Below are 23,563 nucleotides of genomic sequence, written 5' to 3'. Positions count from 1 at the left end.
CAGAGCAAGAGAGGCAGAAGAATGGAGGCTGTGCCGCAATCTCGCCTCCTTCTTCACCTCCTTCAGTAGCGAAGCTTTCGCCAGAAGATTGACAGACCGCTTCTTGGCCAATTGAGTGCTTAACGTTATCTCGTCGCCGGGCCTAAAGAGCCTTTACGCTATTTCGCCTCTCTACTGTTTCGGCGCGCACCTTCAGGTCCCGTGCCACGGCGTCGAAGCCATGCTGTAAGTCGCGTGCATACATAAACTGGAGCACGGGAGCAAAGAGGCCCGTAAACGTCTCACAGGTAAAATATTCGGTGGTCCCGGCATCGATGGGTTTGAGTTCCTGGAGGCGTTCACCGCGCAGAAACCAGGCGGGCGAGCGTATCTTCCAGGCCAGGAGGTGCTCTGGCTCGATGGCAGTAATCGTCTCGACACTGGTGGTCACGAAGTTTTCGCGCATCTGCACGTGCATCGTCAGCAGTGAACCGACCTGGAAGTCGGACTGCATAGAGGGGACAAAGCTATCCCATTCGTGATATTTTTCAAGATCGGTCAGAATCGACCAGACACGCTCGACTGGCGCCTGGATAGCTGTGCGAGCCTGAACAGTAAACCAGCCAGATTTTAGAGCTAGTGATTGTCGCATGCAAGGATCCGTCCTTTGTTTGTACTCTACAGCAAGCATACCACAAAGGTAGCTCCAGGTATGTGCCTCATGCTAGCTCACTACGAGGGCTTCTGGGTGGTTATGGAGAACATCAAGGGCAGGTTGGGTTGATCAGGTGGAAGGTGCCAGTGTCCCTCTGCGTGTACCATCTGCGCGAAGGGTTTGAAGTTTTGCGTATAGGGGTACTCTTGCAGGCTGGTAAGAGCTAGGCCTGACTGGAGAAGGGCCGTGACGATCTCGCCAATGCCCCATGTAAACTCGTGCGCGCGATGTGGATTTCTGAACTGCTGCACACCAGCACTGGTGAAGGCGGGGCTAAAGGTGGCAACATAATCGTCTACCCCTTCATCTATATCACCCAGTAAAGCCTTCTCCTCAGCATGAAGCTTGTTGCCACCATTCCGAAAAAAGGCGGCCTGGTCGCCCTTATGACTATTATGGGCGTCGGTCGCTGCGTTCCAGGAGAGGCGGTTCTCCTCGTGCAAGTCCTTACGCGTGCTTACGCTCCTTATCTTTTTGATTTCTCGCGCCTGCGGCGCTCGCTAGGTAGTTAGTGTGATGGAGCATGGCTGCCGCAAGCAGCCATGCTCCATCACACTAACTACCAGTTAGACCCTTACCCAGCCCTGTTTGCAGCGCACTATAAACGTGCTGCCTTCATTGATTATGCGGCGCTTGTCCTCTAGTGGTTCAAGGCCGTAAGCATAACAGTTGCGCACTTCGAGCGTCTCCAGTTCGCTATCGGGAGCCTCTATATGGAGGGGGGACTCCCAGTGGCCGACGCCACGAATGAAGTTGTAGACCTCCCGCGCGTCCCACTGGTCAACGGGGATGGCGAGGTTCTCATACGCTGGGAAGGAGTGATAGCTGCTGCGTGCCTCGTCTTGTTCGGTGATCTGGGCCTCTTCGCGGTAGAGTTGCCAGGTGGCCTGCGCGAGGAGGGCGCCGCCACGCTCGGCGCAGCGCGTCTCTAGCTGCTCATAGCTCATACCATCGGGGATGTCTATACGCTCTTGCAAGACGATTGGGCCACTATCCATGCCTCTGTCCATGAGGTGAATGGTGACGCCGGTCGCGTGCTGGTGCTCGCGAAAGGTCCAGAAGAGTGGCTCGGGTCCCCGGTTGGCGGGCAAGAGCGAGGGATGGACATTGAGGCAGCCAAGGCGGGGCAGGTCCAGGATGCGCGCGGGAATGAGGTGAGAGAAGCAGGCAACACAGACCAGGTCGGGTTCATAGTCCGCGAGGATGGCGTGGGTCGTGGGGTCATTTAAGCGGCTCACCTTCCAGAGCGGTAGGTGTCGTTTCGCTGCTATTTGTACAATATTGGTATGTAGCGAAGTATGCGCGAGCGGCAGCATAGTACGTACTGGTAGCGAATTTTCATGGCGCGTAATGGCGGGCGCGGCTCTCCCAGGGATGACATTGATAGGTAGCACCACGGCGCGGACGTCGATTCCCGCCTCCAGCAGCGCGTTTAGCGCCAGAGCCGAGAATGTCCCTTGCATACCGAAAAAGAGCACACGCGGCGCCGTTCCCTGCTCAAAGCTATTTGACATCGTCGATTGCATCTTGTAGTATCTCAATATCATTCAGTCTCGTTTGTGCGTAACAGGAGTTTTCATCATGCCACGAATGGTCTATTGTGTCAAACTAAAGCAGGAACTCCCTGGCCTGGACAAAGCGCCCTTCCCAGGCGAGCTTGGGCAGCGCATCTATGATAACGTCTCGCAGCAGGCATGGCAGATGTGGCCCAACCGCAGTATGCAGATTATCGCCGACCGGGGTCTGAATATGGCCGATCCCCAGGCCCGCAAAGCCATGCGCCAGGAGATGGAGAAGTTCTTCTTCGGCGAGAGTGAGCAGGCCAAACCCGCTCAAGCCGGGCAGGCTGGTCCGCACATCGTCTTCTGTGCTAAGCTGCAACGCGAGCTTCCCGGCCTGGATAAGCCACCCTTCCCTGGTCCCCTGGGGCAGCGCATTTATGAGAGCATCTCCAAGCAGGCATGGGATATGTGGCCCGCGCAAAGCACGCTCATCATCAACCACTATGGCCTGAACATGGCCGATCCCGAGTCACGCAAGATCCTGCGCGAGCAGATGGAGGACTTCTTCTTCGGCAAGGATGCGCGCATGCCCGAGGGCTGGGCACCTGAAGAGGTCGGCGCAGGCGCAGGAGGAGGTGGCGCCAGCCGTAAGGGCGGCGGTGGTGGCGCGGCACGCAAAAAGTAAGGAAGCGACAGGGAACAATGTCAGCAATATCAAACTGGCGACAACCAGGGGCGATTCTGCTGCTCTCCTGCTATGAGCAGGGGCATCAGCCCTTCCACCTCGCCTCGCTGAGCTCCATCCTGCAACAGGAGGGTTTTGCGCCCCACGCGGTAGATACCGCTATTGATACGCTCAGCGACGAGGCCATACAGCAGGCCCGCTTTATCGCCATATCCGTTCCCATGCACACGGCGCTGCGCCTGGGCGAGGCCGTGGCGCGCCGCGTGCGCTCAGTCAATCCAGGGGCATTTATCTGCCTCTACGGCCTCTATGCCCTGCTCAATGCCGACCACCTACTCCAGGGCGCCATCGATGCGGCGATTGGTGGCGAATATGAAGAGCCTCTCTTACGCCTTGTGCAGGCCCGTGAGCAGGGGCAAGACACAGCTATTCCTGGCGTACGCACACGAGAACATGAGAGCGGAGCCTGGATCGCGCGCACGCCCTTCCTGGTGCCCCAGCGCCGCCAGCTTCCCACCCTGGACCGCTATGCGCGCCTGCAATGGGGAGATGACCTGCGCATCGTAGGCTATACGGAGAGCACGCGTGGCTGCAAACATACCTGCCTGCACTGCCCCGTCACACCCGTTTACCAGGGACGCTTCTTCGCTGTCCCCCAGCAGATTGTGTTGGCCGATATCCGCGCCCAGGTGGAGCAGGGGGCGCGCCACATCACCTTTGGCGACCCCGATTTCTGGAACGGCCCGACACACGCGCTACGCATCGCTCGCGCACTCCACGCTGAGTTCCCCGAGGTAACCTTCGACGCCACGATCAAGATTGAGCACCTGCTCAAGCATGCATCACTGCTGCCTGAGATGCGCGAACTGGGCTGTGTCTTCATCGTCTCCGCCGTGGAGTCGCTCAATGATACGGCGCTGCTGCGGCTCGATAAGGGGCATACAGCTGCCGACGTGCGGCGCGCCTTTGCTTTGACGCGGGAGGCCGATATCGTGCTGCGTCCCTCGCTGCTCCCCTTCTCCCCCTGGGAGACGCTGGAGAGCTATATCGAACTCCTTGACTTCTTTGAGCAGCAGCACGCCATCGAGCATCTCGACCCGGTCCATCTCTCGATTCGCCTGCTCATCCCGCCTGGGTCCGCGCTCCTGGCACAGGAGGAGAGCCAGAACTGGTTACGCGACTTGGATGCAGAGAACTATACCTATCGCTGGCAACATCCTAATCCACGCATGGATGAACTACACGAACGCGTCTCCGCCATTGTCGCGCAGGGAGAGAACTGCCAGGCCGATTCTAGCGAGACCTTCTTCAAAGTCAAGGCCCAGGCCCTCGCGATGCTGGGACAAGACTTCTCACCTGCACAGGCACTCAGCGCCTACGGTCCCCGCGACATCCTCCCCCACCTGACCGAATCCTGGTTCTGCTGAGCAGAACCCATCAAGGACCAGTTGGCCCTATAACCTTTCACGAGTTGATGTCACAACCCTTTAGCTGGGGAAGTGGTATGTGGATGCTGGCGGTCACTGACCGCCAGCATCCACATACCACTTCCCCAGGCGAGCGCCGCAGGCGCGAGAAGTCATCAAATAAAGGAGAATTTTATAGCATGACGCAAACATTGAGTGCAAGCGCGCAACGCGTACAGGATATCCTCACCGAGCGTGGCTTTGATTGCCAGGTTCTAGAACTTCCCAGCTCCACGCGGACCGCGCAGGAGGCCGCGGACTCTATTGGCACCACCGTAGGACAGATCGTCAAATCCCTTATTTTCCGGGGCAAGGAGCGCGACCAGGCCATCCTCGTCGTTGCCAGTGGTACCAATCGCGTCAATGAGAAGCGCCTCAAGGCCGCTGTCGGTGAGGGTATTGAGAAGCCCAACGCCGATTTTGTACGCGAGCGCACAGGGTTCGCCATTGGGGGCGTTGCGCCTATCGGTCACACCTCTACACTCAAGACCTTTATCGACGCCGACCTCTTCCAGTATCAAGAGATCTGGGCTGCGGCAGGCACGCCCAACGCCGTCTTCCGTCTCACGCCCCAGGATTTGAAAGAGATGACTGGCGGCGAGATAATTGACGTCAAATAACTACGCATAGAGAAATGATAAAGGGCTATCCATCATGCGCTTCACATCCAGGCTCAAGCCTCCTACTCATTCCATGTATCAGAGTGCCTTGTTGGCGCTCAGCCTGGCGCGGTGGAGCTGGCGCCCAAATAGATTACTGCTCCTGACGATGTGCCTGGGTATGAGCGCGGCGGTGCTTTTGCTATGCGCGATTCCGCTCCTTGAACAGGTCACAGGCACAGCCAGTCTGCGCCAGGCTCTGCGCGTCTCGCCCGAAAATACACGCATTACAATCAGTGCGGAGGCGCAGGCCCTTTCCCCTCAATTACTGGCTTCAATGACATCAGCAAGCACAGCCCCGTTTAAAGAGCATCTTGCCCCCTACCTGACACAGGATCAGTCGGCACAATACCGGGTGTCTGGCTTTCCACTCGTGACACCGACTGGGCCCGACCCCGAGGATCAACTCGGCTTCATCTCTACCAGTATCCAGCAGATGCGCTCGCATATACGCCTGCTCAGTGGGCGCTTTCCTTCCAGTCAGCAGCATGGCGAGGTTGAAGTCCTTCTGACTCAGGAGTCCGCCGCGCTTTTGCGCGTTTCGCCTGGCTCAATCATAACGACCAGCGTCGGCTACTATACCAGCGTGGAAGCGAAGGAGGAGACACCTTTCAGCGATACTTCTTATAAGCGTACGACCTCGCTGACACTACGCGTCGTGGGCCTCATTGCTGCCAATACAAGCGACATTTTCTGGCATGGGACGAGCTTTCTACCCACGCCTCTCATCCCCAACTATACCAGACCTTTAAGCTTCCCTCTATTGCTCTCAAGCGATGCGCTGGGCGCCTGGTGCCAGGAGCAATTCTTGCGGGCGCAAGCGGCTGATACAACGAACTCCCAGCCTTCCTCACCAGAGGCGTTTGTCTTTGATTCCACCGTCTTTGCTTACTGGGACCTGTTTATTGATCCTTCGCGCCTGTCTATTGATCGCTATACCAGTTTTCGCGAGGCGTTGAGAAGCACGGACCTGGACTTCTACAATGGAGTTGCATTATATAGCTATACGTTATATAATCTGCCATCTCCCTACTTACTGGACTTGAGCTATAGTAGTCCCCTGGTGGGCACTGGCCCCTCGGTACTCAACCAGTTGAGCACGCATATAACGCTCTCTCACGTCCCGGTTCTCATTATTTCGCTTCCTACCATCTTGCTTGACCTCTTCTTCATGAGCGTACTTATTTCGCTGCTCATTGAGCGCCAATCATCGGGTATCGCCCTTCTTCGCAGTCGGGGAGCGAGTTCCTTTCAGATCATATGTGCCTTTTCACTACAAGGCCTGGTCGTATCACTTATTGCACTGATTGTTGGGATACTGCTCGCTCCCCTGGTAGTAAGCACGATTACCCAGCCACTCTTGCCATCATTGGCTCAAGACACCACAATGATCCTCTGGCAACAGCCAATGGTGACATTGCAAAGCGTCATTCCATATGCGCTGCTCGCGCTGCTCGCGGGGATGGGGAGTATGCTCTTCACCCTGGCACAAAGCTTGCGTTTGAACGTGCTCACGCAGCGATACGAGAGCGCACGCGTAACGCAACGCTCTTACTGGGGACGCTTCTACCTGGACGCCATCTCCGCAGTTATCGCGCTGGTACTCTATCTCATAGCGAACTATGTCTTTCAACTCCAGGGCTTGCTTTCAGATGACACGATTTACGCCATTGCTACCCCCGTTGCCCTGCTGGCACCGTTCTTTTTCATGCTCAGTATCCTCTTCTGTTTCCTGCGCTTCGCGCCTCGTGGACTCAATCTGTTAGCCCGGCTAGCCCATCGCGGGAGAACTGCTCCACCCATGCTCGCGCTGGCCCAAATGACGCGTTCGCCAGGCCGGCCCTTGCAGATCACGTTATTGCTCGCGCTCGCATCTTCGTTCATCATGCTGACGCTTATCTTTAATGATTCACAGCAGCAACGGCTCACGGAGCTTGCCCGCTATGAAAGCGTCGCTGACTTCAGTGGCTCTTTTGTGGGAAAGGTCACGCCATCAATCATAAGTGCATACCAGACATACAACGCGCTTCCAGGAGTCAGCTCAGTCTCGCTTGGTAGCGAGATCATCAGTTTTCAGGATAAGAGCCACTCCTTCCACATTCGCGCCGTCGATGCCAAAACCTACGCGCGAGCCACCTACTGGAGCACACAAAACTCCGAGCAACCTCTTGAGGCTCTGACACGTGAGCTCGCACGACGACGGCCCGCAGTCGGCTACCCTCAAGTGGTGCCTGCCCTGGTTGATACGCTGGGCTGGGAGCAGTTGCATCTTTCGCCAGGCAAGACCTTTACGCTGACTTCGTATGATTCTGGTCACGCCTATACCACTACCTACGAAGCACTTGCACGCGTCAATATGATTGAAGGGATGTACGATTCACCCTCCTCTACCGATCAGCCTGCGAGGCCAGCGCTCCTGGTAGACTACCAGACACTCGCGGCTTACCACGCGCATACAGATAAGCAGCCACTCCCCTCACACACGCATGGTTGCGAACCAGCGATAATCCTGCTCTCCTGGCTCGCCTGCGTGCGCAATTGAATGGTTCCAATGAAGAAGTAGGGTTGGCAAACCTTCAGGATCGGCGCGCGCTCCTTGAGGCGCTCCGTACAGATCCACTGACCCTGGATCTCTTGCTGATCCTCGCACTTGGCACAGCTACCGCGCTCCTGCTGGGCCTGTGTGGAAACATACTAATTACCTGGAATAGCATTCATGAGCGGCAACTTAGTTTCGCGGTCTTGCGGGCCTTGGGGACAGAGCCGCCCCTGGTGGCACGCATTCTCATCTGGGAACAGGGAGTTATTCATCTGGTCGCGCTCTTCTTCGGGGTCGTCTTCGGCCTGCTTTTCACTTTTACCCTGATTCCCAAGCTCATGATCAGCAGTACGCCAATAAATAACGCCCTGGGTAACGTCACGAGCCTGGACTTCTACATGCTGCAACGCACCATTCAAGTCCAGGTTCAGGCGCCCACTTCGCTGCTCCTGGCCTTCCTGGCCTTTGTTCTTGTCTGCGTACTCATTATCTTCCTCGTCACGCGTCACGTGCTACACCTGCTACCCGCGCAAGCACTGCGATTGAATAAGGATTAACTGTGTTGGCTACTTGGAATATCTGTTCATAAGATCGGGAAATTGGTCCAGGAGACGCTCTCGTCTTCCACATTGCTTTCACAAAGAGGCGCACCGCCAAGCAAGGGGAGGCCTTTGCTTCATGAGCAGAGAAGCACCGATCTCGGTAATGAAGCGGAGAAATAACCTGTTCTTTTGTCCGATGAGGGAAAACGGGCAAGGAACGTTCAGATACTCCATCTGATATTTTACGGGTTGCACCTGCTTCTTGGGGTATATGCTTGCCATTGTTTAAGCTGCTCTGCGGTAGTTGTGGTGGAAGCCACCCAACACAGGAATGGCGCTCACCTGGTTCGGTGGGTTCGGGAGAGGAGTAGATGGAATCGATGGATCAGGAATTCGCTGTCCCAGCCCTTGATGCGGTCGAGCCTGGTTGAAGTACACGACAGACGCTTTGAGAAGGCGGTACAGCTGCTTTTCCTGGAAGATCAGGAAGTGATCCAGGCATTCTCGTCTCACACTTCCCAGAAAGCGTTCACAGATGGCATTCGCTTGTGGGGTTCTGTACGGCGTTCGAAGGACGTTGATGCGGCTTGTGGTTGCTACTCGTGCGAATTCCGGCCCGAATTTGCGATCATTCTCCCGGATCAGATATTTTGGCGCGTGTCCATAGGGAGTCGCTTCTCGCAACTGTTGCGCTACCCAGGGATCGCTGGGAGAGCGCGTCACATTGACATGAATGACCTTTCGCGATTGCAACTCGATGATGAAGAACGCAAAAAGCGGGCGGAAGAAGAGGTCGGGGACCTGAAGGAAATCGCAAGCCCATATTTCTGCCGCATGGTTGCGCAGGAACGTTTTCCAGGTCTGTCCACTCAGCCTTTTGCGGCGGATGGGTCTCATATATTTCTGCATCGTGCGTTTACTCACCCGAATATCGAGCTTGAGAAGCTCACCGCGAATACGTTCCGCTCCCCAGAGCCGATTGTTTGCGGCCATCTCTTTGATCAAGCTGATCGTCTCGGACGAGAGCTTCGGCTTTCTCTCATGCACCTTCGATTTGAGCTTCCAGAACAGACGGAAAAGCTCGCGGTGCCAGCGGAGGAGCGTCTCTGGCTGGACAAGGAAAAGCGCCTGTTTCCAGGTTCGGACCATCCTGGCAAGGAGCACGAAAAGAAGCCGATCCGTCTTCCGATAGGTCGGTCGCTTGACCTGTCGATGCAGAATGATCAGTTGTTGTCGCAAGAGCGCATTTTCAGCCAAAAGTTCGGCTTTGCTGCGCGTCAGATCGGCGAACGTGCCGAGTACAAAGGAAGTTGTCGACGGTTTAATCCAACGCAAAACATGTTCTTGAAGCGTATGGAAGCAAAAAGAGACACGTTGCTTGATCGAGGAAAAGAGACGCAGCACAAATAGAAACCTCTTCTTTGTGAGAACGGCGTATGGTCGGAGGGCATACGTAGAATGGCCCCTGTTGATTGTACACGCATCTCACGTGCTTTGACAAGAAAGCTCACCCCATCATACATAACAGTCCGATTTATCGAACGGATGTCCCAAGTAGCCAGCACAGGTATCCCTTGTAAGGAGAAGCTGAGCTGTTCTTTTTCATAAGGCGTATTGTGTCATATTGCCCAGCTTTCAAGCAGGCTTCCAGTCAAGTTGACAATACCCGCTTGACGCCGGTTAGACGTTAAAATTGCTCGGCACTGAGATGGGTGAGCTTGTGATATTTTGATGTACTGCTTGTTTGATTCATGCCGCCAGTTTAGCAGACAGTGGGTTTTGAAAGAAGTCTATTGCACCCATGGTAGGTTACGCTCTTATGCCATGTCGGCTGCGCAATGAATCAATTTCCATCTATTTAGTAAGCAAAAGGGGAGGAGACGCCTCAATGGAGAGGCGTCTCCTCCCCTTTTGCTTCATTAGCAATCAACGAGTTCAGGACTCTGGTTGAGGAGTTGACTTCTAGGCGAAATAAACTCTTCGTAGCTCTTCTGATCAAATTGGTCTTTTGGGAAGAGGGCAACACGATGACAGTTCTGAAACGCCAGCTTGACGCCAAAATGGTTCTCTAAAGTGGTGCGCATGGAGTCACTGGCGAGGACACGCAGCAGTTGACCGCGCGCCTGTTCGCTGGGAGGTGGTGTCTGATTGTCAACAAAGCTGGCCCCGCTTTGATTGAGCTTACTCGCGAGGCCTGCAATGAGGTTCCAGGCATAGGGAAGCGAGTCCTTGATACAGGCCAGAAAATCGTCCTGTGAGACAGCACCCTGCTGAGCCTGTTCCAATAATGCTGGAGAAACCGTAAGAGACATAGCTATCCTCCTTTTGGCTGCTGATGTTCTCTCCTCAAGAGAGGAGAGAAAAGCGGTTCTATTGATAACAGTAGAGAAATGAGCAATGTGCTCAAGGAAAAGTCAGGATCGAGGTACGGGGTGATGTACAAACGCAATTTTCATACAATCTCACATTCACCTCTGCCTCTAAATGAGATTTTGTCTCATTTGCTATAGAGAGTATGCCATGCGCAGAAGAGAAAAGCAAGGGTTTTTAGGGCCGATATTGATATTACATCTCATTTGTGAAGAAATTGTCATACGAATTCTAACGGGTATATAGCGTTTCTCTTTGCCAAGCCGCCTCGTGTCGAGATAGCCTCTGGTTGAGGTTATGAAGACCAAGAAGATGGTATCTCTTCAGGTGTCCTATTTTCGTCCCGGCATTGCTAATGATACGCGGTATCATTGACAGAAAGCAAGGCAATCCGGTATACTATCAGCAACGCTTAATGATACAAAATATCATTAACAAAACAGCATCAGGGAAGTAGGGATATATGCCTGTCTACGAGTTTGTCTGCCCAGCATGTCGAACGCACTTCGACGAGTTACGACCTGTACGCGAGGCTGATGATACGGCGTGGTGTCCCGTGTGCGCAACGGAAGCGGTACGTCAACTCTCACGTTTTGCCTTCAAAAAGTCGGCCAGGGCCGAGACACGTGAGAGCACATTGCAACGTTCCGGTCCCATTTCGCATGCCAGTGGGTGTGCCTGCTGCTTACCATCACCATCTCGCACACAACGTACCTGAGCAACTGAAACAGAGACACGCTGGACCCTGGAAAGGATGACGCTTGATCGTGAACCAACGTTTGCAGGAGCTCAGGCAGGAGCGTCTGCGTCTTGCCCCGGCCATGCGCAATGACTTCGAGGCTGTCGCGACCCTCTTTGCCGCGTTGCACGCATATAATGCCTCGCTCAATGAGCAGTTCGCTCTGGCCGACAACTGGCGACCCTTGTTGCGGGAGCATTTTCTCCGTACGCACGAGACGGAGGGTGCGCTCTGGCTGCTGGCATGGGAGAGGGAGCGCCCTGTCGGTCTTCTGCTCTTAGAGAGCCATCTCGACTCGCCGCTCTTTCGCCATCGCTCCTGGGCTGAACTGGTTGCGCTCTATGTCGATCCCAGCTTGCAGGGCGCGGGGCTGGCACAGCACTTGATGGAGGAGGCGAAGAACTGGGCGACCCAACATGGAGCTTCACATATGCAGCTCTATGTCACAGCACAGAACGAGCGCGCGCGGGCCTTCTATCGCCGTTGTAGCTGGCACCTCATTCAGGAAATCTGGAGCCTGGACCTTCCGCCTGAGCCAACCTCACAGCCGTTGCTTGTTGATCCCTCGTGTGAGGGCGAGCTCCTCAACAATGGGCATCATCACCTGGCACTCAAAACACATACACAAGAAGATCAGGCTCAGAGCAAAGCATATACTCTTGAGCAGGAAGCACGTTAAACAGAAAGGCTAGATACTTATGACGACACAAGCGCAGGTCCCAGTGACCGTTCTTACAGGTTTTCTTGGTTCCGGGAAGACCACTCTCCTCAACTCTATTCTCACCATCGAGCATGGCAAGCGCATTGCGGTGATCGAGAATGAATTTGGGGAGGTCGGTGTCGACCAGGACCTCGTGATTGGAGCGGAGGAAGAGATCTTTGAGATGAATAATGGCTGCATCTGTTGCACGGTACGCGGAGATCTCATTCGCATTTTGGGCAACCTGATGAAGCGCAAAGATCGCTTTGACTACATCCTCATTGAGACGACGGGCATGGCTGATCCCGGCCCTGTAGCCCAGACTTTCTTCGTGGATGACGAGATGCAGAGCAAGATGCGTCTCGATGGCATCGTGACGCTGGTCGATGCCAAGCACGTCTGGGAACATATTGATGACAGTGACGAGGTCAGGGAGCAGATTGCCTTCGCCGACGTGATCTTGCTCAATAAGATTGATCTCGTGGCACCAGAGGATGTGGATCGGCTTGAGGCACGTATCCAGAGCATGAATGCCGCAGCGAAGATTTACCGCACACAAAACGCGGAGATTGATGTGGAGAAGATCCTCCATGTCGGCGGCTTTAACCTGGATCGTGCCATGGAGGTCGATCCCCAGTTTATGGAGCCAGAGTACCCTTTTGAGTGGGGCGGAAGCTATGCGCTTGAGGCGGGAACCTATCAGCTCGCACTCCAGCCGGGACCCGACCCCGAGATCAATGTCGCGCTCCTGCCTGTCCAAAAGGCGACACCTGAGGACCTGGCGGCACGCACGATGGATGCGGTATTGCTCTTCTCCAATGAGGAGCAGGTGCGTCGCCCTGGTGAGATACTCGAGAAAACAGATACGCTCTATCAATTGGTCCTGGAGGGACAGGAACTCAATTATACGATCTCGATAGAGCAGCCCGGTTTGTATGCGCTTTACACCCAGCATCATCCAACCGAGTTTGCGCTTGAACTGCGCTCTGAGTGTGGCCCCCTGACGGCTGTGATAGCCCATGACTACAAGCCGAAGCATGAGCACGACGACGAAGTCTCCTCCGTGGGTATTGATGTCCCTGGTGACCTCGATCCCCGCAAGCTCAATGAGTGGCTAGGTGAACTCTTGCGCACCCAGGGTCCCGATATCTTCCGTATGAAGGGAGTACTTAGCATCAAAGGGGCAGAGGAGCGCTATGTCTTCCAGGGCGTTCATATGCTCTTCGATGGCCGCCCAGACCGAGCCTGGGGGAGTACACCACGCCGTAACTCGCTGATTTTTATTGGCCGCAACCTCAATCGCGAACAGTTAAACAAAGGATTCAAGGCATGCCTGGCATAAGGCCTCACTCCAAGCGACTGCTTGATCCAACTTCCAGCCAGCGCTGGCTGGCGTACCTGGATGACCATGTCAACTCTCTGGCCTGGTCACCCGATGGGCGTTGGCTGGCGGCGGCTTCTGTCAGCGGCCCCATCACGATCTTCTCTGGCAGCACAGGCCAGGTTGCGCATGCCCTGGCAGGTCATAGCTTTGGAACCTGTGAGCTTGGCTGGAATGCTGAGGGCAGCCTCCTTGCCAGTGTGGGGCAGGATGGCAAGGTCAAGCTCTGGAACCCGCAGACGGGCGAGGAACGCTTCTCACTGCCCGGTGGTGGGGCCTGGGTAGAGCACCTGGCTTGGAACCCACAAAGCAATCTGCTCGCGACAGCAGCCGGGCGCAAACTCCGTCTCTGGGACGCGGCGGAGGGGAAACTGCTACGCGAGTATCCCGATCATCGCAGCACCATCGCCGATATTGGCTGGAAGCCAGCCAGTAACGTGCTGACCTCGGCGGCATATGGGAGCCTCACCTTCTGGAGTATGGACAAAGATGAGCCACTGGAGCGCTTCGAGTGGAAAGGCTCGATCCTGACGATGGCCTGGAGTCCTGATGGTAAGCATATCGCGACGGGCGACCAGGATGCGACGGTGCATTTCTGGATCTTCCAGAGCGGCGAAGACCTGCAAATGTGGGGTTATCCGACCAAGGTACGTGAGCTGTCCTGGAACAGCACGGGGCGCTATCTGGCGACCGGCGGCAGTCAGACAGCGACGGTCTGGGACTGCTCAGGCAAGGGGCCGGCTGGCAGCAAGCCCATTGAGCTTGAGGGCCACGCCAACCTGATCACGGCGCTCGCGTTTCAGCACAAAGGTCCGCTCATAGCGACCGCCAGTAGCGAAGGGAAAGTGATCTTCTGGAACGTTGAGCGTCCGCGTCGCCCCCTGGTGCAGGCCGACTTTGGCTCCGGCATCAGTCAGTTCTCCTGGTCGCCTGATGATCAGTATGTGGCCATTGGCACCGAGGGCGGGCTGGTCACTGTGTGTACGCCTCCGCGAGGCAAGTAGAAAGAGAGGCAGACTATGAGTATGCTCGCTCAGAGGCGCGCAGACCAGCGCGTTCCGGTGTATGTGCTCGTCGGATTCCTGGGGAGTGGCAAAACCACCGTGCTAGGCGAAATGCTTGGCTGGTGCGCCGAACAGGGCCTTAAGCCGGGTCTCATTATCAACGAGTTTGGCGATGTCTCCATTGATGGTGAGGCCTTGCGCGATGAGGGACTCGCGATGACCGAGTTGACCAATGGCTGCGTGTGCTGTACCGCGGGCGAGGAACTGGTCCCCGCGATTATGGAGATGGCACGCCGCCCAGATGTCGACCTGGTCTTCTTAGAAGCAACTGGCCTGGCTGACCCGGCAGATATGCTTGACGAATTGACGGACCCCTTCCTCTGGCAGAAGGTGGTTGTTGGCGGCATCATTTCGGTGATGGATAGCAAGCGCATCATTGAACTGGCTGGCAATCTGGAGTTGGCGCGCAGGCAGATTGAGTTCGCTGATGTCCTGGTCATGAACAAATGTGACTTAATCGACCCGGAGTGGCGCCAAGCCCTGCTGGAGTGGGTACCACGTTATGCCCCCAAAGCGCAGGTCTTTCCCGCCATCGAGGGATTACCCGAAGAGAGCGTCGAGGCCTTGCTTCTGCACGCGCTTCATCTGGGAGAGACGCGCTTAGAGCATATTCCCGCTCCTCAGTGTCAGGAGGAGCACGAGCACACACATGATGGACACGAGCACCATCATGAGCATGGACACGCTCATGAATCTATTCATACCGTGGGCTTGCCCCTTGATCAGCCGGTAGAGCGCGCCAGGTTTGAGCATTTCCTGCGTGAGTTGCCCGAGGAGATCTATCGTGCCAAGGGATTCGTGACTTTTGTGGATGATCCACAGGCTATTCATGTCTTCCAGTTCACCCCTGGCTTTCTGCGTATTCGCCCCTTCAAGTTGCAGCGGCGCGATTTGTTGCGTGCTGTCTTCATCGGGCAAAATCTCGAGAAAGCTGGGCTTGCGGAACAGCTCCAAACCTGTATGCAGGCGACCGCTTCTGAGCAGAGAATACACCCCAACTAGTTCTTGCTCTTCGCGACTCGCCACGCATCGTCTCCCTCGATACGCGGCGAGTTTTTCTCCCCTTAGAGGATGGTGTTGAAGGGCTTGAAAACTTCTGCAATACGTTGTCGTAGTAGACGCTGGGGGGCGTCTAGAAAGATAGAAGATGGAACATTTCACACGGATGAAAAACACGCTTGTCGTACGGGAAGATGGGAAACTGATCAAAGTCGTGCAGAAGCGGGGACATCTGTTTGTCTGCGCGCATGGCTGCTGCTGTGGAAAGACCGAGCGTGATTTTGCCCCGGTGCCAGAGGAGCTCTACCATCATGAGTGGGAGCGGCGTAGGTTGCGGAACAAGGTCCATTTGACCTTTTCGGCGTGCCTGGGACCCTGTTCGCTGGCGAATGTGGCCTTGCTCATCTTCGACGGCACAACCACCTGGTTCCACTCGCTCAATACTGCTGAACAGATTCTAGCGCTCTATGAGTACATCGAGAAACGCCTGCTCGGTGACGCACCTCTCCCCAAAGACTTGCAAGAGTGCGTCTTCGATGGATTCTCGCCTGCCGAGGTTGACACATCTCTCCTGCCCCTGGCTGATTGATCTCTCTCCTAACGCATATCAGGGAGATGAACATCCAATGAACGCTGTAGCTCTGCAAGACCACCCCTGCTACAGAACCAATGGCGAATACTACGAGTTGCCCCTATTCATGAGTGCCTTTTCTCTGTGGAGCGTCTTCTCTCATCTCTTCTGAAGGAAGAGTGACAGGCTGTGTCGAGGGAGAGGGTTCGTTACGGCATTGCGCGCAGCGTCCAAAGAGCGTCAGGGCCAGCCCTTCAAGCGAGAAATCGGTCTGGTGGCAAGCGGAGGCGAATTGCTCCATGGAAACATCCAGGTCAACCTCCACAAAGCGCCGACACTGGACGCAGGTCGGATGATAATGGGTCGTATCATGACAGACATGATAGCGATGCGTCCCGTCGGCATACACAATGCGATCCAGCAACCCCTGATTGACCAGGACTTCAATCGAGCGATAGAGCGTCGCGCGACCGAAATGCGGGTCCTGTCGACGCAGATCCTGCCACAGGTCGTCAATGGAGAAATCCGTCCCTCTGGAGCCCAGCTCGGCCAGGTGTTCAGCAATCAGGCGGCGTGGGCGGGTAATACGCTGACCTGCTCGGTCAAAGGCGGTCTCGATGTTCTTCGCAAGCATGGTATCTCTCTCAATCCTGACTGGCACAATGTACAGGCGTACACCCTCGTTATTGCTCACGCTCAGCATGACTCACACTTTTGGTGGGTGTAGTCGTAAGCGTAGCGATATCCTCTGGCGTGATCTCGGCGATAGACTTATGAATCTTGTACTGATGAGTTGAATGCGCTGTTTTTAGCAGGGCGATCACCGTTTCAATGGGAGGACATCCAGGTTCGGAACAGCGTAGCTCGGTTACCATGATGGAGGTCTCTTCGTCTGGATGCAGTGTCTGGCGAACCCAGCGTTTCACCTGTTCGACGAGGCGTGGATCGCTCTGACGCCTGGGTTCAAAAAAGTTGTTCAGCATGGTCTCTCTCTCCTTCTGGCGCGCGTGTCGCCGTTGATGTTATCACGAGGCACTGGCGAGCTCACCCCACGTAGGGATGAGGGGGAAGATTCTGGTAGACATGGTCGGCATGATACTCGGCCTCGCGAAAAAGGACCGCAAGATGCTCATCATCGAGTGAATAGTAGATACTATTGCCTGAACGGCGTTGCCGAACGAGCCGCCGATCACGCAGCAGCCGCAGCTGATGGGAGACCGCCGACTCCGACACGCCAACCAGAATCGCCAGGTCGCGCACACAGAGCGTGTGGCGTGTGAGCGCATAGAGTATTTTGAGCCGGGTGGAGTCGCCCAGAGCTTGAAACATTGTGACAACCAGGGAGAGCAGTGCTTCTGAGGGGGCAGAAGAACGCGCCCCCTCCAGGACCTCTGGGTCAATTGGTGTCAGGGCCGTAGGCGTGGCACGGCTTGGCTGTGGTGTTGGGTTTTGCGGTGTTCTCATGGTTTAATGATACATTGTATCTTTAGTGATTGTCAAGCGCTCTGCGAAGGCGTGAGCGCTACCTCTGTATGCGGTGAAGGCTCATCCTCCTGCTCTTCTAAGATCTCGCGGCGCGCATCTCGCTTGTGCGCAAGCAAGGGCAACAGGCGTACAAGCAGATACGTGAGAAAGGCAAAGGTGGTAATAAAGAAGCTTACCGGATAGGGGAGGTAGAACGCGACGAGCAGCCCCAGCCAGGTGAAGAGCACGGAGAGCGCCGCGGAACAGAGAATCGTGATGGGAGGGCGCGAGGTCAGGCGCTCGGCAATCGCGGCGGGCGTGACCAGGAGAGCGAAGATCATGAGGACACCCACGACTTGGGTGGCAGCCGTCACCGCCAGGGCCAGCACCACCATAAAGAGCAGCGAGAGCATCTGGGTGGGGACGCCTCGTGCCTCCGCGATCTCTTCATCGAGCGAGGCAAAGAGCAGGGGGCGATAGATGGCTAGGAGCGCGAGCAGCGTCACCACAGTCGTGATGGAGGTAATCACGACATCGTGCTGACTGATGCCGAGGACCTGCCCAAAGAGCACAGCATAGGCCTCGGTGGCGTACCCTTTGTAGAGGGAGAGGAAGAGCACGCCCAGGCCCAGCATCCAGGCCAGCACAATGCCTGTGACCACATCGCGCCCCTGCAAGCGCTTCCCCAATCCACCCATGACCATACCGCTCCCAATCGTAAAGGCGAGGAGGCCATAGAGCGAGCTCACACCTACGAGGATGGCGGCAGTCGCGCCCGCGAAGCCGATATGTGAGAGGGAATGCCCGGCGAAGGAGAGACCGCGCAGCACGACAAAATAGCCCACGATACCCGCGACAATGGCGACCAGCGTTCCCGCTAGAAAGGCGTTACGCATAAAGGCATAGCGGAAAATCTCCTGAACATCCGCGAGCAAGTCCCATGAGAAAGTGGGACTACTCGCCATAACCAAGCCATGCTCATTCGGTGCCTGGGACAGAAATGAGAGCAGCAAACTCACTGTGTGAAACATCATTAGATTCCTTCCCTCTGTGCCATAGATTATTTTGCCAACTCTAAACCGGAGACCAGGATGCGCCCCCGGCTATCGCGCATGACCTCAACGGGCGCGCGGTAGAGGCGCGAGAGACGCTCAGTCGAGATGATCTCAGCAGGTGTGCCGAGCGCGACCTTCCTCTGTGCGATGTAGAGCACCTGCTGCGTCATGGAGAGCAGCGGATTAATGTCATGGGTGACCAGGAGGACCGTCATCTGGCGTTCCTGGGCGACCTTGCCAATCAGGTGCGCGATGGCGTACTGGTTACGGATATCAAGGCTGGCCAGTGGCTCGTCGAGCAGCAAGAGGCGGGGCCGCCCCAGAATGGCCTGGGCCAGGAGCAGGCGTTGCTGCTCCCCTCCTGAGAGTTGTCCAACCGGGCGGTTGATGTAGCCAGTGGCTCCGACTGCATCGCATGCCTCTTCAACAAGGGATTGGCGTTCCTGCCGCTTCTCGGGGGACACAAAAGGGGAGGCAATACCCCATTTGTGTCCATCAAGGCCCAGCATGACAAAATCGTGTGCGCAAACGCGTAGATGCGCGTCCAGCGTTGCGGGACATAGCCGATCAAGGGATTGCCGCGTCTCGGTTGCGCTCCCAGCACGCGTATCTCCCCTTGCGCTGGTAGCATCAGACCAAGCACCAGGCGCAAGAGGGTGGTTTTGCCCGCACCATTGGGGCCAAGCGCGCAGACAAACGCACCGGCATGAATGGCGAAGGTGGCGTTGCGCCAGATGGTACGACTTCCCTGCCGCACCGTCAGGCCATGCGCTTCAAGCACGGTGTTGCGCACATCGTGTTCCTGCGAGAGTGTGGTTGCTGCCTGGTCTTGTCGTGCGCGTTCTGTCTCTGCTGGACCTGTCATGTCATTACTGCCTTTCTCTGGCTAACTGTTGTGGCTCTGGCTCAGGGCCTGCTCTAGTTTGTCGAGCTGTGCAAGCTGCCAATCCTGGAATTTGCCATTGGTGGGGCGTACGGTCTCGGAGACCTCGACAACTGGAATGCTAGCCTTCGCCACCTGCTGTTGCAGGTTCTTGACGCTATTGTCGATGGTCTGCACATTGAGAATGAAGACCTTCATCTCTTTCTTTGTCACCTGGTCGTTGAACTCGGCGATCGTGCTTGCAGGGGGTTCAGAGCCATTGGCTTCGGCAGTGTAGTAGGCTTCTGGCGTGATTACCTTGAGTCCCAGGGCATCGGTCATGTACATAAAGATGGATTCGGAGATACCAATTGGCACCCCTGTATACTTCGACTTCATCTCGGTAATCTTATCGAGGTAGGGTTTTAAAGCGACCTCAAAGGCGCTATATTGCTGATCAAAATAGCTAGCGTCGGCGCTATCTATCGCCTTGTAGTCAGCGGTAATCTGCCTGGCGGCCTGCTGTACATACGTTGGGTTATACCAGAGGTGGGGATTATCGCCCTCTTTCTTCCCTACCAGTTTGCCCACATCGAGCAGCTTGCGTGTGTCTGATGGATTGGCATCGAGCAGCTTGTTGCCCCAGGCATCATAGCCCGCGCCGTTGAGTATGACGTAATCCGCCTGCGCGATAGCGCGTGCATCGTCATTGGTGCTCTCGTAGTCGTGTGGGTCGCCGCTGGGGGAGCTAACCAGGCTCTTGACTGATACATGTTTGCCACCAATTTGTGTGGCGATACTGCCCCAGAAATTCTCGCCTGCTACCACGCTGAGTACTTTTCCGTTGCTGGCGTTACTGGCCTGGTTCTCGCTTCCACAGGCCACCAACGGCAGGAGCAGACCCAGGAACAGTAAAATACCAACATTGTGACGACCGATGAACAATGAGCGTTTCCCTCGCAGCGCTCTCTCCATAGATGACATAGATCCTCCCTGAACAGATACAATGTTTTAACACGCTAATGATACATAATATCATTAATTATTGAGACACTGTACCATTCCTCTTTGTCCATGTCAAGGGAAATGAAAGTAGTTACGAAGCTTTCTAGTGAACGTTAATATAGTCTCATATGAGCATATACACAGATAGATGTAAGGCGCCAGGAGTAGCGTTGCTTTCTTCCCCCTGGCAACGAGTTCCATGCATACCGCTTGCATTTGGGTCTGAAATTTCAGAATTCTTGAGATTTCGTCTCAGTAACTATTGACACTGCATCTCAGTAAATGGTACTGTAGAGGCATATTGATATCTTGTATCGATAGCTAAAAACAACCGTGTGGCTTCTGGAAACCTTCGTCGAGGTTCTGTCAGAACTCAGAAGATGATTTGGCACGATGTCCACTCAGATCGTATACTTGTGAGAAACAAACATTTGGAGTGATTCATGCATTGTCCGCACTGTACCTCCCCTTCGACAAAAGAGCAGCGTCAGAAAACGACTCTGGGGTATCGAATATTTCGTTGCTTCGCCTGCAAACACCTGTTTCATGAGCGTACGAACACGCCTTTCAACTATCTTGAATACCCTACAGACATCGTTCTCCTCGTCGTCGTTTGGCGGTTGCGCTACAAATTGAGTCTTCGTGATGTGGCGGAAATGTTTTTGGAGCGGGGATGGACCTTCACTCATGAGGCCGTAAGGGATTGGGAAGCTCGATTTACCCCGCTCCTTACAGACCAATTGCGAAGAAAGCGGCATGGACAAGCAGGAACCTCCTGGTATGTTGATGAAACATACATCAAGGTGCATGGGAAATGGTGCTATTTGTATCGAGCCATCGATCACGAGGGCAATCTCGTTGACTCGCGTCTTAGCGAGAAGCGCGATATGGAAGCGGCAAAACGATTTTTCCAGCAAGCTGTTGAGATCTGTGGTCATGCTCCTGAACAGGTGACAACGGATGGGCATACCTCCTACCCACGAGCAATACGCGAGGCCATAGGCAACCATGTTTACCATCGTACAAATAAATATCTGAATAATCTATTAGAACAAGACCATCGTGGCGTTAAACAACGGTATTATCCGATGCATGGTTTTGGAAACGTTGAAGCAGCATCTCGTTTCTGCTGTGCCTTTGATGAATTGCGCCATTACTTACGCCCTCGTTCTAGGAGGGAAGAAAACGTGTCTCTCGCGGAACAACGGCTGTTCTTTTCTCAGAGGTTCGCAGATCTACAAACGCTGATGATGGCAGTCTCCTAATGCAGAAATCATCAGTAAGGCTATGGGCACCTTTTTGATATCCTGAGTTCTGACAGAACCCTACGCCGATGTTGCGCGCATCCTGAGTGATTACGCGACGTTCTCTTCTGATGCGAACCGATACGTGCCAGCCGAGCACCGCGACCGCAGCCCGTTCAGTTCCACTATTCTGAACATGGACCCGCCGCGTCATCGCCAGTTGCGCTCCCTGGTCTCACAAGCCTTCACGCCGCGCATGGTGGCGCACATGGAGGCGCGCGTTACAGAGATCACCAATGGATTGCTCGACCAGGTGGTGGCACAGGACAAGATGGATGCGATCAGAGATCTGGCGTATCCGCTGCCAGTCATGGTCATTGCGGAGTTGCTGGGTATCCCCACAGAACTGCGCGAAGACTTCAAGCGCTGGTCCGATGCGCTCGTCGCTGGCAATGAGGAAACAACGGAAGAGGAAAGACAGGCACGCTTTCAGGAAATCGGAGGCATGTTCGGCTACTTCTCTCAGGTGCTGGAGGAGCGTCGCGCGCATCCCCAAAACGACCTGGTGAGCGCGCTGCTGGCGGCAGAAGTGGATGGAGAGCACCTGAACGCCCAGGAACTGCTGGGGTTCTGCGGGCTGCTGCTCGTCGCAGGCAACGAAACCACGACCAATCTGATCGGCAATCTGCTCCTGTGCCTGGATGAGAATCCCAGCACCGTGGAACGCCTGCGCGCCAATCGAGCACTTGTGCCCGGCGCTATTGAAGAGGCGCTGCGCTACTACTCGCCAATCAAGAGTGTGAGGCGGTTCGCCTCGACCGAGACGACCATCGGCGACCAGCGCATCGAAGCCGGCCAATTGATCATTCCCTGGATCAGCGCAGCGAATCGTGATGAGGCCCAGTTCCCTGATGCTGATCGGTTCGACATCGAGCGTGAGCCGAACCGGCACCTGGGCTTTGGGCGTGGCATCCACTTTTGCCTGGGCGCTCCCCTGGCGCGTCTGGAGGCGAAAATCGCGCTGGGTGTGATGTTCGACCGCCTACCTGGCGCATGGCACGTCGCCGATGTGCCGCTGGAGCCGATCAAGAGCTTTATCGTCTTCGGCACGAAGAATCTGCCCCTGACCTGGGGCAGATAAAAAAATGAGGGAGGGAATTGGCTCCATGCTCTCTTCCCTTCTTTCCTACTGTTGAGCCCTTTCGGGAGAGGATGCGCTGATTGTTTATAAGGCCCTAAATGAGCGAAGCCGCTGGAGCCAGCTCGCGTGCCGTTTTCATTATCTGTTGCCAAAAGAGAGGAAGAGGTTCATGGTCATCGCGCTTTGGATTGTCCGAGTTGTGGTCGCACTGGTGTTTTTCGTGATTGGCGGAATGAAAGTTATTCGTCGCACGAGACCAGGGAAGAAGCCTGGCGAAGCTGACGCTGCTATTCCTGTTCCTATGCGTTTGCTCGGGGGCGCTGAAGTCTTAGGAGCACTGGGACTCATTTTGCCTGTGGCAACGGGGATTGCGCCAGTCTTAACCATTGCAGCAGGGGTCTGCCTCGGTATTGTGATGGTGGGTGCGTCGATTCTCCATCTTCTCCACAGGGATAAACTACTGGCCTTGACTCTGACCTTGCTCGTGCTGGCTGTTTTCATTGTCATTGGTCATCTGGTTTGGGTGCCACTGGTCTAAGAGAACTCCTTCGAGAGTGTGTTCCAATGAAGCGAGCATGTTGCGAGGTTCCATTGTGTCCATTTGGGGATTGGTAAATGACCCGGAAATGTGGGTCTGGTTCACTCCGGGTGAATGATGAGCTTATCTGACACGTGGCCTCCTTGGTCTGAGTATAGAAAGGCAGGCAAAATAGCTACTACTAATGTGCTTTCACCAAAAAGCGCCAGTTCGCCTTTGAGTATTAACCACTCGACCTCCGGATACTGGTGGCGAAGTCGAAAACGAAGCTCTTTATAAACATGCATGCGTTCATTCTAGGCGTAAAAATGGACTTCGCCACCAGTATCACTTTGGGGGCTTA

The 23,563-nt window shown here is 55.2% G+C and carries 25 protein-coding genes and 1 pseudogene; 14 read left to right on the top strand and 12 right to left on the bottom strand.

Annotation, left to right across the window (positions count from 1 at the left end):
* Window positions 1–142 precede the first annotated feature (142 nt).
* The 3 genes from KTE_RS01320 to KTE_RS01310 all read right to left on the bottom strand — a co-directional run bounded on the left by KTE_RS01320 (window position 143) and on the right by KTE_RS01310 (window position 2,208).
* On the bottom strand, window positions 143–631 hold the full coding sequence (locus tag KTE_RS01320) for an SRPBCC domain-containing protein (RefSeq protein ID WP_201377650.1): 489 nt from the start codon (window positions 629–631) through the stop codon (window positions 143–145).
* An 80-nt stretch (window positions 632–711) separates the two neighbouring features.
* Complete coding sequence (locus tag KTE_RS01315; protein WP_201377648.1) at window positions 712–1,137, bottom strand: hypothetical protein; 426 nt, start codon at window positions 1,135–1,137, stop codon at window positions 712–714.
* Window positions 1,138–1,260: 123 nt separating this feature from the next.
* Entirely contained in the window at window positions 1,261–2,208 is a 948-nt protein-coding gene (locus KTE_RS01310) for a methionyl-tRNA formyltransferase (RefSeq protein WP_201377646.1), read from the bottom strand.
* 67 nt (window positions 2,209–2,275) lie between these two features.
* Between KTE_RS01310 and KTE_RS01300 the strand changes: the two genes are divergently transcribed.
* The 5 genes from KTE_RS01300 to KTE_RS01280 all read left to right on the top strand — a co-directional run bounded on the left by KTE_RS01300 (window position 2,276) and on the right by KTE_RS01280 (window position 8,102).
* On the top strand, window positions 2,276–2,881 hold the full coding sequence (locus tag KTE_RS01300; protein WP_236600232.1) for an oxidative damage protection protein: 606 nt from the start codon (window positions 2,276–2,278) through the stop codon (window positions 2,879–2,881).
* 17 nt (window positions 2,882–2,898) lie between these two features.
* Window positions 2,899–4,308, top strand: a complete 1,410-nt coding sequence (locus tag KTE_RS01295; RefSeq protein WP_201377644.1) for a CUAEP/CCAEP-tail radical SAM (seleno)protein — start codon at window positions 2,899–2,901, stop codon at window positions 4,306–4,308.
* A gap of 179 nt (window positions 4,309–4,487) precedes the next feature.
* Window positions 4,488–4,967: a YbaK/EbsC family protein gene (locus tag KTE_RS01290; RefSeq protein ID WP_201386923.1), complete on the top strand. Its 480-nt coding sequence runs from the start codon at window positions 4,488–4,490 to the stop codon at window positions 4,965–4,967.
* Window positions 4,968–5,001: 34 nt separating this feature from the next.
* Entirely contained in the window at window positions 5,002–7,548 is a 2,547-nt protein-coding gene (locus KTE_RS01285) for a hypothetical protein (protein ID WP_201377635.1), read from the top strand.
* A gap of 23 nt (window positions 7,549–7,571) precedes the next feature.
* Window positions 7,572–8,102 carry an FtsX-like permease family protein gene (locus KTE_RS01280; protein WP_201377633.1) on the top strand — a complete coding sequence of 177 codons (531 nt, stop codon included), beginning with the start codon at window positions 7,572–7,574 and terminating at the stop codon, window positions 8,100–8,102.
* A 270-nt stretch (window positions 8,103–8,372) separates the two neighbouring features.
* Here the strand turns inward: KTE_RS01280 and KTE_RS01275 are convergent, their stop codons facing one another.
* The gene (locus KTE_RS01275; RefSeq protein ID WP_201377631.1) at window positions 8,373–9,491 is read right to left on the bottom strand and encodes an integrase core domain-containing protein; all 1,119 of its coding nucleotides are present in this window, start codon (window positions 9,489–9,491) and stop codon (window positions 8,373–8,375) included.
* A gap of 515 nt (window positions 9,492–10,006) precedes the next feature.
* Window positions 10,007–10,399, bottom strand: a complete 393-nt coding sequence (locus tag KTE_RS01270; RefSeq protein ID WP_201377629.1) for an SCO5389 family protein — start codon at window positions 10,397–10,399, stop codon at window positions 10,007–10,009.
* Between the two features lie 521 nt (window positions 10,400–10,920).
* Between KTE_RS01270 and KTE_RS01265 the strand changes: the two genes are divergently transcribed.
* From KTE_RS01265 to KTE_RS01240, 6 genes are all read left to right on the top strand, one after another.
* A complete protein-coding gene (locus KTE_RS01265) occupies window positions 10,921–11,175 on the top strand; it encodes an FmdB family zinc ribbon protein (RefSeq protein ID WP_201377627.1) in 255 nt (84 codons plus the stop codon).
* Between the two features lie 49 nt (window positions 11,176–11,224).
* A complete protein-coding gene (locus KTE_RS01260) occupies window positions 11,225–11,875 on the top strand; it encodes a GNAT family N-acetyltransferase (RefSeq protein WP_236600230.1) in 651 nt (216 codons plus the stop codon).
* Window positions 11,876–11,894: 19 nt separating this feature from the next.
* The gene (locus KTE_RS01255) at window positions 11,895–13,238 is read left to right on the top strand and encodes a GTP-binding protein (RefSeq protein WP_201377623.1); all 1,344 of its coding nucleotides are present in this window, start codon (window positions 11,895–11,897) and stop codon (window positions 13,236–13,238) included.
* On the top strand, window positions 13,226–14,281 hold the full coding sequence (locus KTE_RS01250; protein WP_201377621.1) for a WD40 repeat domain-containing protein: 1,056 nt from the start codon (window positions 13,226–13,228) through the stop codon (window positions 14,279–14,281). Before KTE_RS01255 ends, KTE_RS01250 begins: the two co-directional genes overlap by 13 nt.
* A 15-nt stretch (window positions 14,282–14,296) precedes the next feature.
* Window positions 14,297–15,343 (top strand): GTP-binding protein, encoded by a 1,047-nt coding sequence (locus KTE_RS01245; RefSeq protein ID WP_201377619.1) that lies wholly within the window; start codon window positions 14,297–14,299, stop codon window positions 15,341–15,343.
* Between the two features lie 163 nt (window positions 15,344–15,506).
* On the top strand, window positions 15,507–15,929 hold the full coding sequence (locus tag KTE_RS01240) for a (2Fe-2S) ferredoxin domain-containing protein (RefSeq protein WP_236600229.1): 423 nt from the start codon (window positions 15,507–15,509) through the stop codon (window positions 15,927–15,929).
* A gap of 103 nt (window positions 15,930–16,032) precedes the next feature.
* Here KTE_RS01240 and KTE_RS01235 read toward each other — a convergent pair whose 3' ends face one another.
* The 7 genes and pseudogenes from KTE_RS01235 to KTE_RS01210 form a co-directional block, all read right to left on the bottom strand.
* On the bottom strand, window positions 16,033–16,614 hold the full coding sequence (locus KTE_RS01235; protein ID WP_236600228.1) for a Fur family transcriptional regulator: 582 nt from the start codon (window positions 16,612–16,614) through the stop codon (window positions 16,033–16,035).
* On the bottom strand, window positions 16,595–16,894 hold the full coding sequence (locus KTE_RS01230) for a hypothetical protein (RefSeq protein WP_201377615.1): 300 nt from the start codon (window positions 16,892–16,894) through the stop codon (window positions 16,595–16,597). The genes KTE_RS01235 and KTE_RS01230 overlap by 20 nt, the downstream gene beginning before the upstream one ends.
* A 61-nt stretch (window positions 16,895–16,955) precedes the next feature.
* Window positions 16,956–17,375, bottom strand: coding sequence for a metalloregulator ArsR/SmtB family transcription factor (locus KTE_RS01225; protein ID WP_201377613.1), 420 nt, complete (start codon window positions 17,373–17,375; stop codon window positions 16,956–16,958).
* Window positions 17,376–17,407: 32 nt separating this feature from the next.
* Window positions 17,408–18,409 carry a metal ABC transporter permease gene (locus KTE_RS01220; RefSeq protein ID WP_236600227.1) on the bottom strand — a complete coding sequence of 334 codons (1,002 nt, stop codon included), beginning with the start codon at window positions 18,407–18,409 and terminating at the stop codon, window positions 17,408–17,410.
* A gap of 26 nt (window positions 18,410–18,435) precedes the next feature.
* Entirely contained in the window at window positions 18,436–18,939 is a 504-nt protein-coding gene (locus KTE_RS49395) for a metal ABC transporter ATP-binding protein (RefSeq protein WP_374226765.1), read from the bottom strand.
* A gap of 104 nt (window positions 18,940–19,043) precedes the next feature.
* Window positions 19,044–19,295: pseudogene (locus KTE_RS48730) on the bottom strand (ATP-binding cassette domain-containing protein); the annotation flags it as partial.
* 21 nt (window positions 19,296–19,316) lie between these two features.
* On the bottom strand, window positions 19,317–20,276 hold the full coding sequence (locus KTE_RS01210) for a metal ABC transporter solute-binding protein, Zn/Mn family (RefSeq protein ID WP_201377611.1): 960 nt from the start codon (window positions 20,274–20,276) through the stop codon (window positions 19,317–19,319).
* Window positions 20,277–20,740: 464 nt separating this feature from the next.
* Here KTE_RS01210 and KTE_RS01205 point away from each other — a divergent pair, with 464 nt between their 5' ends.
* The 3 genes from KTE_RS01205 (at window position 20,741) to KTE_RS01195 (ending at window position 23,220) form a co-directional block, all read left to right on the top strand.
* The gene (locus tag KTE_RS01205; RefSeq protein WP_201377606.1) at window positions 20,741–21,562 is read left to right on the top strand and encodes an IS6 family transposase; all 822 of its coding nucleotides are present in this window, start codon (window positions 20,741–20,743) and stop codon (window positions 21,560–21,562) included.
* Between the two features lie 49 nt (window positions 21,563–21,611).
* Window positions 21,612–22,682, top strand: a complete 1,071-nt coding sequence (locus tag KTE_RS01200) for a cytochrome P450 (RefSeq protein WP_201386917.1) — start codon at window positions 21,612–21,614, stop codon at window positions 22,680–22,682.
* A 169-nt stretch (window positions 22,683–22,851) separates the two neighbouring features.
* On the top strand, window positions 22,852–23,220 hold the full coding sequence (locus tag KTE_RS01195) for a DoxX family protein (RefSeq protein WP_201377603.1): 369 nt from the start codon (window positions 22,852–22,854) through the stop codon (window positions 23,218–23,220).
* Window positions 23,221–23,563: the final 343 nt, after the last annotated feature.

The organism is Ktedonobacter sp. SOSP1-85, from assembly GCF_016587415.1.
GTDB lineage: Bacteria > Chloroflexota > Ktedonobacteria > Ktedonobacterales > Ktedonobacteraceae > Ktedonobacter.
The sequence above is the reverse complement of the archived record's forward strand: the minus strand, read 5'-3'. Positions and strand labels throughout refer to the sequence as shown.